Genomic DNA, 14,422 nt, shown 5'->3' on the forward strand with positions numbered 1-14,422 from the left:
CTCACCCACAACCGGCCGGGTGCTCCGGCCCTCGCGGAGAGAAGAAATCATGAGGATCTTCCAGCCGATGCTGTTCGTCGGCCTGGGTGGTACCGGCGGTCTGGTCGGCGCTGAACTGGAACGGCGGTTGCGCGCCGAACTGTGCGGGCCCGATGGAAATGCGCTCACAGCGGGAAGCCAGCGCAAACGTCACCAGCTGCCCGACTGCCTCCAGTTCGTGTACGCCGACTACAGCGAGTCCGAACTCGCCAGGCTTCCCCACATGAACGCCGACCGCACCCTGCGCGACGCGTACGCCCGTACCGCACGCGCCACGCACGATCTGCTGCCCGCCAGCTACCTCAGCTCCCCGGACGTGACCCGGATGCTGCGCGCCGTACTCCGTGACGAGGTGTCCGACTGGCTGCCGCCGCGCGAGGGCGAACCCAAGGTGGTGCCGCTGCGCAACGGCGCGGGCCAGTGGCCGACCGTGGGCCGGGCCGCCCTGTTCGGCACCCTGCGCAACGGCACCGCCCCGGTCGTGGAGCCGCTGCGCGAGGCCATCGACATCATCAGCCGGTCGGGCAGTGAACTGGAGGAGCTGGAGGGCGGTCCGATCAGCGGCTGCGACGTGTTCGTCGCCTTCTCCGTCGCGGGCGGCACCGGTACCGGCATCTTCCTGGACTATCTGCACCTGATCGGCCAGACGTTCAAGGACAAGAACTTCACCGGCGCCAGGATCTATCCGCTGGTGGTGATGCCATCGGCCTTCCCCGAGGGCAACGGCGGCGGGCGGGCGGCCAAGCTGAACGCGGCGCGCGCCGTGGTGGACCTGTTCCGGCTCGTCGACCGGCAGAACGTACCGGACGCCGAAGCCGACCTGGGGGCGACCGAGCAGCTCAACGCCCTGCGCATCCGCTACCCGGACATGCATCCGATCCGGCTGGACAACGGAACCGTACCGACGGGGTTCCTCTTCAGTCTGACCGCCGGCATCAGGCCGGACGACCTGCGTCGATCCATGGTCTCGCTGGTGCTGTCCCTGATCGGCACGGAACTGCGCGAAGGCCCCGCCCACGCGGACGACGACTACCAGACCTTCGCCGCCAACTTCATCAACCGGGGCGTGACCCGACGCACCAGGGCCGCCAGTGGAATCGGCCACCGAGGGGTCTCCACCAGTCTGGTCGCCTCCATGACCGCGCCCCTCGACGAACTGGCCGAGTTGGTGTCCGCGCGGATGCTCGCCAGGGCGGTGCCCCGGCTGCTGGACCGCAGGGTGCCCCGGACCGCAGAGAACGCCCCGCTGGTGCGTCAGATGTTCGAGGCCGCGGGGCTGGGTGACCTCTGGCGGCGGGAGGCCATTCCCGTACCGGAGCCCACGGTGGTCCCCAAGGGCAGCAGCGACATCGAACAGGCGCTGCGCGACCGGCTGGAGACGATGCGGCGTCAACTCGGAGATCTGGAACGCCGGGTGGGCCGCAAGGTGATCACCCTCGCGGAGGCATTCGAGCCCCGCGCCGCCGCCGAGCGGATGCTCCGCGACATCGACCTCTTCCAGTTGGAGGGGGTCATCCGCGGCATCCCGGACGACGCGGACCCCGTGGCGGGCCTCGGCTTCCTGGGAGTGCTGGAGAACCGTCGGCAGGCGCCCGCCGGGCTGGAGAGCGGAGCGCTCCCGCCGCCGATCGTGCCACGCATCCGGGGCCGGATCGGTGGTCTGTCCCGGCCGCGCTGGGCCGACGACGAAGTCGCCACGGTCATCCAGGAACAGAACGACTGGTACCAGTTGAGCGCCCGGGCGGTCTGGCACCGCGCCTGGAACGAGCAGGAGCCCCGCTGGCGGTCCGCCGCCAATGACCTCCAGGACGAACTAGGCCAGCTCATCGACGCCTTCCGCGATGCCGTCGAGGAGGAGCGCACCGCGGACGCGGCGAAGGTCAAGGAGCTGTACGACGACCGTACGGGCGTCTCGTACTTCCTGCCGCCGCAGTCCAGCCTCGGCGAGTTCTACGAGGACCTGATGGAGCGTCTGATCGAGAGCGAGGCACTGCGCGGGAGCGACGACGAGACGGCGCTGCTGCTCACCCTCGTCAGCTCCGACCACTGGCAGAGCACGTTCGCGGAGGGGCGGCGCAATCCGGCCGCCGCGGTGTCCGGGGTCAAGGGCGTGCTGAAGGAGCGGGTGCAGAAGCTGTTCGCGGAGAGCGGGCGCCAGCAGCGCTCCCGTCCACTGATGCCGAGCCTCGGCACCCTGTTGTCCGCGGCTGCGGGTGACTCCAAGTCGGCGGAGCAGGTCAGCTCCGGTGCTCTGCGTCAGTTCGGCTTCAAGGTGGCCGGGCTGCTGCCCGCGGGATTCACCCCTGAGGGCAGTGGGCCGCTCAAGATCCTCATCACCTATCCGCAGGCGCACAGCAAGGACGCGGCGGAGACCTACCTCAAGCGCGCGCTGCATCTGCCGCGCGACAGCCAGCGCACCATCGAGTGCCGCGGCGTGGACTCGGACACGATCACGGTCGTGCTGTTCCGCAGCGAGATGAGCGTCACCGAAGTGCCGGAGGCGCGGGCCGTGCTGCGCCAGTGGGCCCGGGCACAGGACGACCAGCGCGACGATGACCTGTTGCGCTGGCGGCAGCGCCTCGGCTACCAGGACGACTGGCTGGCCAGTACAGAGGAGGACCGCGAGCACATCCTGCACCGGTTGCTGTGCGCCATGTGGAACGGGCAGCTCGACTGCCTCGGCGACCCGGCGTCGCCGCGCAAGGTCCGCATCCGTCTGCACGACCGGGTCGGCAACGACGTGCCCGCCATGACGCTGCAACTCGACGAGCACCACGACGAGATCTCCAGTTGGGCGAGCCTGCTGCGGGCCTACGAGCACTGGGCGCTGCTGAGCGAGGGCGACGGGGACGGCGACGGCTCGATCGTGGAGGACTACTGCCGGGAGCTGATGCGGGTCCTGCCGCAGGACCTGACCACCTCCGGTAGCAAGCCGTCTGAGCTGTACCGGCGCTTCGTCAACGAGATCGCGCCGCGTCAACTGCGGCTGCTGGAGGAGCGGGAGCACCAGTACGGGGACCGGGTCGCCGAGTGGGTGCGTCCCCTGCGCCAGTTCTGGGAGGAGACCCTCGTCGGCGCACTCGAAGTCCCCTTCCCCGAGGGCAAGCGCCCGGTGCAGCCGAACCTGCGGCTGCTGGAGGAGTGGGTGCGCGATCACCACACTCCGGTCCGGCGCGGCGAACCGGCGCGCAGCCCCCGCGGTCGGGACGAGGACTGGGACCAGGGCTGGTCCGAGCCCGACGCCGCGACCCATGAACGCCGGTACGAGGAGCGCTCACGGGACGATCGGTACGGCGGTGAACGGGCAGGCGGTGAACGGGCGGGCGGTCAGCGTCATGAAGGGCCGGCGGGACGCGGCCACGCGGACCGGTACGAAGACCGCCTCGACAGTGACGACCGGGTAGAGGCTGACGACCGCGCGGACCGGCACACCACGGACGGTGAGGCGCGGTATGCGTCGGACCGGCCGCGTCGGGAGCGGTACGACGAGCCGTCGCCGGCCGACCGGTATGCAGACGTGCCGCGCCAAGGCCCTGACCGCGGTTCGCCGCGCTCCGCTGCGGGCGCCAGGGGTTCGGCACCGTCCGGGCCGCAGGCCGGTCGAGCCGGGGCCCGCCGCGACGATCGGACGGAGGGGTCGTCCCGAGCCCCCGAAGGGCGCCGACGCAGGGAGTCGGCACGCGAGGAACAGGGCGCCAGGGAGGACGAGTACGACAGCGGGGCGGGCCGGGAACCAGGCCCCCGGTCGGGCGGCGCCGATCCGGACTGGCCCGTACCGCCCCGGGCGGGGCACGGCCAGCCGCCCGCCGATCCTGCCGGAGCCGCCCGCCGGCCCCGACAGGCCCGCGCGGACCACACCAACGGGCAGTTGACCGACCCGGCCGACCGCTCAGATCCCGCCGACCACGCAGATCCCGACGAGCCCGCAGGGGCCGTCGAGCCCGACCGGAACCGAGGGCCCCGGGCCGATGGACCCGTGACCGCGCCCACCGCGGGCCGAGTGGCCTCGGCCGCGGCCTTCATCCCCGACCAGGCGTCCTCCGAGCCGGCCTACGCCCCATACCCGGACGAACCGCTCCAGGACCCCGGCTGGCCCGGTGGTGAATCGCCCGTTCCCTGGGGGCTCGCCGACAGCGACGGCGAGACCGAGTGGGACGGCGAGCGGGACTCCGAGGGCAAGGGCCGCGGCGTCTGGGACGGAGACCCCGAGTGAGCGGCTCCATCGTCGTCGTACTCGACTTCCGCTCCGAGCACGAACGCCCCGTCGACCAGGCGCGATTGCGCGACCTGGTGCTCCATCAATGGCGTCAGGAAGGGGAGGTGGCGCCGGAGCGGGATCTGCGCTTCCTCCTCGTGGACACCCCGCAGGGGCTCACGGCCCACGCCGACGCCTATGAACTCGTCATGGGCTACCCCACCCTTGGCACGGTCGAGGTGGTGTGCCTGGCCGTCGGTGAACTGGACGATTCCGCAAAGGTCTCGGAGTGGGACGACGAGACATCATGGGCGGCCGGGCAGGAGGAGGATCGCTCGGCCAGCAGGCTCCGTCTGGTGTCCGCCCTGAACTCCGAGGGCGTGGGCGTGCTCTGGACCGCCGACCCCCTTGCCGGTGCCGCGGCTGACAACGGCCAGGGGGGCTCGGACACCGCGCGGACCGCGGCGCTCGGCATCCTCGTCGACCTGTTGCGCAAGAGGGAGCTCTTCGACCGCGTCCTCGGCGCCCTGCGTCACTGTCCGTCCGCCACCGCCGCACCCGCGCTGCGTGCCCTGGAACACGATCTGGCAGCACCAGCGCTGGAACGGGCCTGGCTCGGTGCGCTCACCCGGTTCACCGGTCAGCCCGGCACGACCGGGCCACGGCTGAGCGCCCAGAACCTGCCGGCTCGGCTGGCCGAACTCGCCGGCGAGGGGCCGCCGCCCGCCCCGGCTCGCATCCATGTGCCGGGCGGTCCCGCCGAGCGGGCTCACCGGGCGTACGGGGAGGCCCTGATGCGGGCCAGACGGTTCCGTTCTGAGCTGGCCCGTCCGGTGGGCATCCTCGTGGGGCGACGCCCGGCGCAGGAACTGAGCCGCGCGATCGAGGAGTCCGCACAGGAGCTCCGCCGCTACCGGACCCTGGTGGCGGGGGCACTGCGCGCCAGCGCCTCACCCCATCTGGCACCGGGCGATGCCCAAGGACTGCTGGCGGAAGTGGGTATTGCGCTCCCGCCCGCCGAGGACCGAGGACGTCCAGGGGAGGGGCAGCGGTACGCCGGGCTGGGATCGGTGGGTAAACGCCCACGTGGGGACGTGGTCGACGATGAGATCAACCGTTTCACCCTCACCATGCTGGAGGACGGGTTCGATCTGAACACCGTCGCGGAGCGGCTCACCGCCCTCTCCGAACAGATCGCTCCCCTGCCTGCCGAGGGCCGGATCGCCGAGTTGCAGCAGGGCAGTCCCGAGGTGGCGGCGGTCACCATCGCGAATCCGTTCCGGTTCGCCCGGGCCCGCCCCGGAGCCTGGACCGCCGTGGCCGCGCTGTCATCCCTGGGCTCCCTCTGGTCATGGCCCGGCACGCTGCTGGCCCTGTTGCCGCTGTCGATCCTGTTCGTCGGGCATGTGCTGGCCGCCCGCGCCCGTCCCAACCGGGCCCGCGGTGGCGCCCTGCGGATGGCCACGGGCACTCAAATCATGTCCGCCGCAACCGGTGTGGCGGGCGGCGGCGCACTCGGTCACACACTGCAACCGCCGTCCTGGTTGGGCTTCACCACCCTGTTGCTCGCCACTTCCTGGACCCTGCTGCTGCTCTGCATCCGCTGGGCCCGGGCGGTCGACGACTGGTGGGACGCCACCGGCGTGGAGCGGCTCGACGTGGGATTGGAGACCGTGGACCGGTTGGTCGCCGAGATCGTCCGCCAGCAGTGGTGGGCCGCCGCGGAACGGACCCGTACCGCGGACGGCGCACGGGCCCTGGCCGGTGCGCTGCGTTCGGCCGTCCGCCTCGCCCCGGCGAGCACCTCCCAGGAGGGCGCGTCGGACGAGTGGGGCGAGGGCGACCCGGAGGCGCACTGGGGTGCACGGGGAGCCGAGGACGGTTGGGGAGCCGACGGCTGGGACGTCCAGGACTGGGACGACGACGAATGGTCCGCCGACCCCTGGCCGGACGACTCACCGCAGGCCGACCCCGCGGGCGTACCCGGTCAGCGCAGGCGCACCGGCCGTCCCCACGGCCTCGCCGACCAGGAGGCCGTGTACGCCGACGGCTGCTCGCCCCCATGGCTCGACCAGGGCGGCGGCGAAGGCGGTCCCGAGCTGGACCGGACGCTCCTCACCGACCTCGCCGACGCGACCGTCGACGCCCTGCGCCGCCACTGGGGCGCCGTGGTGCCGGGAGTGCCCGCGCCACAGGACCACCCGGCCACCACGGACGAGGCCGTCCGCAGGGGCATTGAATCGGTGCACCGCCAACTGCGCAGCAACGGCGTCCTGCCCGTGCCCGCGTTCGCCCGCCGCGGTCGTGACCGCGGTGATTCGATGGCGCTGCTCGGGGTGGGACCCCAGCGGGTGTGGGAGGCGCTCATCCCGGAGTTGGCGGGGCGAAGGCTGCGCCCGCTGTGCTCACCGTCCCAACTGGCGCTCCTCAGCCGCGACCCGTCGGCGGCGCGCCTGTTGAGGTTCGCCCCCGCAGCCGTCCGGCCGGTGCTGGAGTCCGATCGGTCGGGTCGATCGGGCCAGTTCGGCGGCGACGGCGAAACCGCGCTGGACGACGCGGTGTGGATGTCCTCGGGTCGGTTCGTGGGCGTCCTGGAACTCACCCCGCTGCGTGCGGGAACGGTACAGACGGTGTGGACCCGGGCCGATGAGTTCGCCCGGGAACTGCCGGACCAGCGACACAGGGGGCCTCGCCATGGCGACTGACCACTCACCCGGGGCGTACGGAGAGGCGAGGGGAGCCGGACCGCGGGATCCGTTCGCACCGGGCCGCTCCTCGGCGGAGGGCCCCATGGGCGGCCACGAAGGCGGACCGGGGGAGCGACGCTTCGACGACCCCGTCGGCCGGGGCGGCCGTGCCGGCCCCGGCGACAACGGTGCGGGCCAGAGCGGCGGCGCCCGGGTCCGCCACGAGTTGGGCTTCGTCACCCCTCAGGGGGGACACCACACCCTGCGGGTGCAGTTGGGCCCCGACCGGCCGCGCCTGGTGCGCCCGCCCGTTCTCGCCCGCCCGGTCCAGAGCGAGGACTGGAAGGGCGTACAGGTGCGGCTGCCCGCATCGGAGAACGGCAACCACACCGCGTACGGCCTGCTGGAGGCCGAGACCGCCGCCGCACTGGCCCTGAACCGGGCCTACGGCGGCACGCGCTTTCGGGGTCTGTTCCCCATGCCCGTGGGCTACGACATGAATGCGCCGGAGCCCTTCATCCTCTACGCGGCCCCCCGGGGCCGTCCCGTGTCCGGGCTCAACCAGGGTGTGTCCACCGGCGAACAGCGGATCATCGAACGCGATCTGGTGCTCGCGGTGCGGCTGATGGAGGCCGTGGGGCTGGTGCACCAGGGCATCGTGCCGGCCGCCGTGCGCTGGGACGGGCAGGGCGCCCAACTCTGGGACCTCGGCTCGATCACCCGCATCGGCCGGGCGCGCACCCCCTGTGGAGTGCCTCCCTACGCCTCGCCCGAGCAGCGGGCGGGTGTGGGCGAGGTCGATGCGCGCGATGCGCTGTGGAGCGTGGGGCAGGTGCTCCACCAGATCGTGACGGGCCGTCAGGGCAGTGCGGACGGACCTTCGCCCGACCTCGCCCGGCACCGGTCGCTCGCACAGACCCTCACCCCCGTCTTCGCCCCCCTCGCAGCCGATCGACCGTCCGCCGCTGCCCTGCTCTCCCGGCTGATGCCGGACGCGGACACCCAGACGCTCACCACCGCGCTCCCCGACCCCCTGGAGCCGCACCGCAGGGACTTCGACGAGGCCATGCGGCGCAAGCACGCCTCGCTGGTGCGGGCCGCCCGGGGCGCGAGCAGCGGTCCGCCGCCGCCCGACTACCCGCCCGGCGGTGGCCGCAGGACCGGAAGTCGACGCGTCGAAGACCGCAGGGAGCAGGACGCCTGGCACGTCGGCGGTAGCGCCACCCCCAAGAACCCCGGCCCAGGCTCCCGAGGAGACCAGCACCGATGACGACCTCCGCCTCACCCCCGGGCCAGGCACCCTCCCGGGAGACGCTCTGCCCGTACTGCCTGGAGCCCATCGGCTTCGACGAGCGGCAGTTGTTCGTCCGCGACGATCGACAGCAGTACGCGGCCCTGGACCTGTCCACGCAGAACAGTCCGCTGCGCCGGGCCGACACCCTGCGCTCCGCCTACCAGCGCTGCCGGAACACCGACGGGGTACCGCAGCACTACATCCCGGCGCCCTACCTCACCCACGGTGACCCGCTGACGGTCGCCATGGTCGGTGACTCCGCGACGGGCAAGACGCATCTGCTGACCCAGATGATCGCCGAGATCATCGACGGCGGTCTGGAGCGCTACGGAATCACCTGGCAGTCCGTCAATCCCCAGGACCACCGGGTCTTCATCGAGGAGCACGTCACCCGGCTGCGCTCCGGTCGAATGCTGGAGCACACCCCGCCGGAGTCGTTCGCCTCCTTCGTGGCGGCCCTGCTGCTGAGTGGCCCCGACGGCAGCACCCGGCCGGTGGCCTTCTTCGACCTCAGCGGTGAGGACCTGCGGCGTACCGACGCCATGCTCCGGTTCATGCTGGGCGTGGACGCCCTGGTCTTCGTCGTCGATCCGCTGCGGGCGGTGCCCCTGCCCCATCTCGACCCGCTGCGCGGCGAACTGGGCCTCGCCAGTGGTGGCGACCCCGCGTTCCAGACCGTGTTGGACCGGCTGCCGCGCAGCGGGCCCTACCACGGTGTCGCGGCGGCCGTCGTGATCAACAAGTCCGATCTGCTGCGCTTCGAACCACCGGTCGACCGCTGGTTGGCCGAGCCACCCCCCGCCCGGCTGTCCGCGACCAAACTGCGGGACGAGAGCCGGGACGCCTACGCCTTCCTGCGGCACCACTGCGGGCCCGCCTGGGTGCAGCCCTTCGACGGCGTACTGCGTTGCACCCTGCACTTCGCGTCCGCCACGGGCAGCCACGGTCACAAGGACAGCTTTCCGCACGGCACCCGGCCACGGCGGGTGCTCGAACCGCTGGTGTCCGTGCTGTCGATGTGCGGGGTGCTCGGTGACGCCGGCGGCGACGGCCCGGGAGCGGTGGGGATGTGACCGTGCCGCACGACGAGGGGGACGCCCAGATCCACCAGATCGTCTTTCGATGGGCGGGCAACCGAAGCGGTGCCGGCGCGGGGATCTCCGCCGTCGCCCAGTCCTGCGGGGAGCGGGACGCACGCGAGATGGCGGAGCAACTCGGCCCGATCCTGCGGGTCCGCGGCGGTGATCAGCGCAGCATCGTCCGGGTGATCTGGAACGACCGGGCGGTGTTGGTCAGGCGTCGGCCCAAGGCGGACGCCCAGGGCCGTGGCAGCACGGTCTGTCACGCCCTGATCAGTCCGACCAGGCTCCTCACGGCGAGCTTCTGTCTGGGGCTCGGTGCCTCGCCCTGGGGCGACGACACCTGGACGCAGGCGTCCGGAACGTTGAACCCCATCCCCTACGACCGGCTTGACGCGATGGCGAACCACGCCATACCGCGGCTGGACGAGGCGGTCTTCTCGCTGGTCGGGCCGCTGGAGTCTCTCGTAGCGCAGTTGCTGCGCACTCCTTCGGGACGGATCTCCGCCCTGACCCGTGGCCTCGAAGGCGCCGGCACGGTCGGCTCCGACCAGGCGCCCGACCCGGCGCTCGTGGCGCTACGAGGGCTGTGCGAGGTGTTCGGGGCGACGCTCGGCGGGGAGGGCTGGACCTATGCCTCGTACGCGACGGTGGACTCCCATCCACTGCGGGTCACCTTCGTGCCCAGTTGGCGTGCGTCCCACGAGGAGGACGTCCGGCTGCGCCGCATCGATCTGACCGAACAGGGCTCCGACCGGGCGGCCGAGTTGGCACGGGAACTGGTTCGGCACTACCTGGACCACATCGGTGCGGGGGGAGTGGCGGCGGACGGCGCCCGGGAGAAGTACGAGCGGCCCCTGGAGCGGTTGCGGGGTGCGCTGGCGGAGATCGAGGACGACGAGGAGCGGTACGAGGCCGTCGACCGTGCGCTGAGGGGGTTGCCGCCCCGGGACCGGACGGTACGCCCCCAGCGGGGAACGGACCGGCGCACTACCGCGGGTGCGCACGGCGAAGGGCGCACCGGGGGACCATCGGGCCGGTCGACGGGTGCGGCGCGGCGTGACGGTCACCCCGGCTACGACGACGAGCAGGGGTACGAGCGGGGCGGGGGCTCGCACTCGGGTTCATGGACGCACTCCGTACCGTCCGGATCGGGGAGCACGGGACCATCCCGATCGGGGAGCACGGGCGGGCAGTTGCCCGGCTCCGGGCCCCGGGCGGACGAGGGGAGACCGGCTGCCGGGTATGCCGGGACGCACTCCGGTACGGGTGGGCGGCCGGTCACCGGTACCGAGCCGGCGACCGGCTCGAACCGCTCGTCCACCGGTACGGGAGGCCATCGGGGCCTCCCTGTTCAGGTGGACGGCAGCGGTGCGGTGGAGTCGCCGCGGACCGGCATCGAAAGTGGTGGTGCGGCAGCCGGTGGTAGCACCTCGACCCGGTTCGACGACGGGGCGGCTTCCGGAACCTTCGCGATCGGGTCCGCGGCGGGTGGGCACGATGTGGGTGGGCACGATGCGGGCCGAGCGTCGACCACGGGTTCCGGTTCGATGGCGGCGCCCGAGCCCGACCCTGGCTCGGCCGGTTGGAACTCGGACGCCCTGGTGCACGGCTCGTCCTCGGCCCGCTCGTCGTCCACCGGGCAGCAGTGGGACGCCGGCGCTGACGGGGGGTTCTTCGCCAAGGGCTCCGTACGCGACGCACCAGACACACGAGACGCACCAGACGCATCATCAGGCGCAGCGAGCTCCTATCCGCCCGAGCAGGACGCTTCCAGGCAGTACGCATCCGATGCGCCGTCGGTCGCCGCGGCCCTCCCGGCGCCGCCATCGGGCTTCGACCTGGCTGTCGGGGCCGACCCGGTCGGTGCCACTGAGCATGCGGAAGCAAGCATCCCGCCACGACCGACATCTCCACCGCCCCAGAGTGGTCCCCAGCCAAGCCATCAGAACCAGATGTTTCACGTGAAACCTGAGGAGTTGCTGGGCTTCTCCTCCCCCTTCCCCCGCACCACCAAGTGGGTGGGAAAGCGCAAGCCCAGACAGGTCTTGACCGCGCCCCAGCGCCGTCAACTGCACCAGGACCTCAGCTATGCCACGGCGGGGGACCATGAGGGCGGGGACCTGAAGGTGAAGGTGCTCCAGGACCTGGAGAGATGCAGCGACGAGGATCTGCTCGCGGTCATCGCCGAACACGCGCTCCTGTCGTACCAGGCGCAGAACATGGTCCTGAGGAAGCTCGCCGAGATGTCCCGTACGGAGGACGAGTCGGAGACCCTGTGTGGACTGCTGCTCGATCGCCGGTTTCTGTTGGAGGCGCCGCCACCGGACGACGAATCCCTCTGGACCTTGCACGGCCAACGTGTGATCAAGGTGGCCTGCTGGCTGTTCCGTTCTCTGCAGAAGCCTCTGGCGGGCGATGCGGTTGCGGAGCGCGTAGGCCGCTTCCTGCGGCAGTTGGCCGCCTCCCGGGACTGGCTGCCGACGGAGTTCCTGGACACGCTCCTGCTCTACTGCCCCTCCGATGAGGTGCCCGTCCTGCACAACCTCGTCTGGCGCGAGTTGGCGCTCGGACTGAAGGAACGCGCTTCCAGGTCGTCGAACGGTGGATCGGCGACCGGCTGAGCACCTCGATCCAAGGAGGGGCCCAACCAGGGAGGAGGGAGCTTCCGATGGCACTCCTGGTGGCCGTCGGGCGATCTGTTCGCGCCGGGTTCGGGAGTGGTCGAGGCATGGAACCAGCCATACAGAGCGGTTGCGTTATACAAATTTTATGTCTGGTGTGCGCCTTTTGTGCCTCTGACCTGCGATGGGACGTTTATGGTTAGCCAAGCCTAACCAAACCTTGCGCGCTGGTTCGGGCGTCCGGAAACCGCCCCTGGGCACCGGGCGTCGACGGCCGCACCGTCCGATTGAGTGTCAGATGCCAGCCCCAGTACCGCTTCTGGTCGGTACCGCGCCCACCGGTGAGGAATCCTCCGCACCGGCCGGACCGGAATCGACGCGCAGCCGTGCGGTGACGGCCGTTGTCCTCCTGGCGGCATTGGCCGCGCTCTGCGCCGCGGTGCTGCTGAGCCTTGCCGTCGGCGCCCGTCACATCTCCCCGATGGTGGTCTTCGAAGCACTCTTCCAAGGCGGTGGCGGTGAGGACGGCGAGGTCGTCCGGGACCTGCGCATACCGCGGACGATCATCGGCGTCCTGGTCGGTGCCGCGTTCGCGCTCTCGGGCACCGTCCTCCAAGGACTGACCCGCAATCCCATAGCCGACCCCAGCATCCTGGGCATCAGCCAGGGAGCCGCCGCGGGCGTGGTCTTCGCGATCACCTTCGCCGGCATCCACACCATCCTGGGATACGTCTGGTTCGCCCTGGTGGGCGCGGCGCTGGCCACCGTGGCGGTGTACGCCGTCGCCCACAGCAGTCGAGGCGGGGCCAGCCCGGTGAAACTGGCGCTCGCAGGTGCGGCGATCAGTGCCCTGCTGGCGTCCGTGACCATGGGGGTGCTGAGCACCCGGGTCGCCACCCTGGACGAGTTCCGCTTCTGGCAGGTGGGCGGCATCGCCGGCCGGGACGCCGAAGTGATCCACCGCATCTGGCCGTTCCTGCTGGTGGGTGCGGTGTTGGTGGTCTCCGTCGCCCGGGGGCTGGACGCTCTTGCCCTCGGTGAGGACATGGCCAAGGGGCTCGGCCGGAATGTCGCCGCCGTACGGATCGTGGGCGGCGTCGGCGCGACCCTGCTGGCGGGGGCCGCGGTGGCCGTCGCCGGGCCGCTCGCCTTCATCGGACTGGCCGTACCCCACATGGCCCGTCGGCTCGTGGGCTCCTCCCACGGCCGGGTGATGCTGCTGGGGGCGCTGATCGGGCCCGTGATGCTGCTGGCGTCCGACGTGGTGGGAAGAATCGTTTTCCCGCCGGGAGAGATACCCGCCGGAGTCATGACCGCCCTCATCGGCGTGCCGTTCCTCGTGGTCCTGGTCCGGCGCAAGGAGGTGCCGGCATGAGCATCTCCCCCACCCAGTCGCCGCCGCACCGGGCACCCGACCACCCGGACCCGGCATTCACGTCCCCCTCTCGCAAGTCGGGAGTCCGTCCGGCCGGCTACAGCCTCGTACGCATCGGCCACCGAGCCTCCTTCCTGATCCACCGGCGCTCGGTCATCACCGCGACCGTCCTCGCCCTACTGCTCGCCGCCGCCTGCGTCTGCTACCTCTCCCTGGGCGAGAGCACCGTCGCACCGGCCGAAGTCCTGCGCGTACTCCTCGGCCAGCCGTCCCCCGACGAACTCGTCGTGGGCACGCTTCGGTTGCCCCGACTCGTCGTCGGGCTCTTGATCGGCGCCGCGTTCGGCATCGCCGGCGCGCTCATCCAGACCGTCGCCCGCAACCCGCTCGCCAGCCCCGACATCATCGGCATCAGCCAGGGCGCCACCGCGGTCACCGTCGTCGGACTGACCTTCGGGGTCACCTCGTACACCGTGCTGCCCTACTTCTCCGTCGCGGGTGGACTGGCGGCGGCCGTACTCGTGTACTTCTTCGCCTGGCGCGGCGGACTCAACGCCATCCGCTTTGTGCTCATCGGCATCGGCATCGGGGTGGCCCTGCGCTCCATCACCCAACTCGCCATGACCAAGGCCGACCAGCACGTCGCCCAGCAGGCCCAGATCTGGATGACCGGCTCGCTCAACGGCCGCGGCTGGGAAGAGGTGCAACCCCTCGCCTGGGTGCTGCTCGCCCTCATCCCCGCCGTGCTCTGGGCCGCCCGAGCACAGCGGACCGTATCGCTCGACGACGGCACCTCCACCGCGCTCGGCGTACGGCTGGGACGGGTGCGACTCGGTCTGGTCACGGTCGGAGTGCTGCTGGCCTCGGTGGCGACGGGTGCGGCGGGCCCGGTGGACTTTGTGGCGCTCCTCGCCCCGCAGACCGCCCGACGGTTGACGCGCACCGCACAGATCCCGCTGCTCTGCTCGGCGCTGATCGGCGCGCTGGTCGTGGTCCTCGCGGACCTCGCCGCGCGTCGGTTGTTCTCCCCCACCGAGCTCCCGGTGGGAGTGCTCACGGCAGCGGTTGGCGCGCCGTATCTGATCTGGCTGATCATTCGCGGGCGTACCGCGGCAGGAAAGGCGTAGGG

7 protein-coding genes are annotated in these 14,422 nt (G+C 71.6%); all 7 read left to right on the forward strand.

Annotated elements, in window-relative coordinates; genetic code table 11:
* Nucleotides 1-49 precede the first annotated feature (49 nt).
* The 7 genes from OID54_RS19250 (at nucleotide 50) to OID54_RS19280 (ending at nucleotide 14,420) form a co-directional block, all read left to right on the forward strand.
* A complete protein-coding gene (locus OID54_RS19250) occupies nucleotides 50-4,252 on the forward strand; it encodes a tubulin-like doman-containing protein (protein WP_329021257.1) in 4,203 nt (1,400 codons plus the stop codon).
* Nucleotides 4,249-6,939: a hypothetical protein gene (locus OID54_RS19255; protein ID WP_329021258.1), complete on the forward strand. Its 2,691-nt coding sequence runs from the start codon at nucleotides 4,249-4,251 to the stop codon at nucleotides 6,937-6,939. The genes OID54_RS19250 and OID54_RS19255 overlap by 4 nt, the downstream gene beginning before the upstream one ends.
* Entirely contained in the window at nucleotides 6,929-8,191 is a 1,263-nt protein-coding gene (locus OID54_RS19260; RefSeq protein ID WP_329021260.1) for a hypothetical protein, read from the forward strand. Before OID54_RS19255 ends, OID54_RS19260 begins: the two co-directional genes overlap by 11 nt.
* On the forward strand, nucleotides 8,188-9,288 hold the full coding sequence (locus tag OID54_RS19265; protein ID WP_329021261.1) for a hypothetical protein: 1,101 nt from the start codon (nucleotides 8,188-8,190) through the stop codon (nucleotides 9,286-9,288). Before OID54_RS19260 ends, OID54_RS19265 begins: the two co-directional genes overlap by 4 nt.
* Nucleotides 9,285-11,918, forward strand: a complete 2,634-nt coding sequence (locus OID54_RS19270; RefSeq protein ID WP_329021262.1) for a hypothetical protein — start codon at nucleotides 9,285-9,287, stop codon at nucleotides 11,916-11,918. The genes OID54_RS19265 and OID54_RS19270 overlap by 4 nt, the downstream gene beginning before the upstream one ends.
* Before the next feature lie 298 nt (nucleotides 11,919-12,216).
* On the forward strand, nucleotides 12,217-13,293 hold the full coding sequence (locus tag OID54_RS19275; protein WP_329021264.1) for a FecCD family ABC transporter permease: 1,077 nt from the start codon (nucleotides 12,217-12,219) through the stop codon (nucleotides 13,291-13,293).
* Nucleotides 13,290-14,420 carry a FecCD family ABC transporter permease gene (locus OID54_RS19280; protein WP_329021265.1) on the forward strand — a complete coding sequence of 377 codons (1,131 nt, stop codon included), beginning with the start codon at nucleotides 13,290-13,292 and terminating at the stop codon, nucleotides 14,418-14,420. Before OID54_RS19275 ends, OID54_RS19280 begins: the two co-directional genes overlap by 4 nt.
* The last annotated feature ends 2 nt before the right edge of the window (nucleotides 14,421-14,422 follow it).

The sequence above is a fragment of the Streptomyces sp. NBC_00690 genome (genome assembly GCF_036226685.1).
GTDB lineage: Bacteria > Actinomycetota > Actinomycetes > Streptomycetales > Streptomycetaceae > Streptomyces.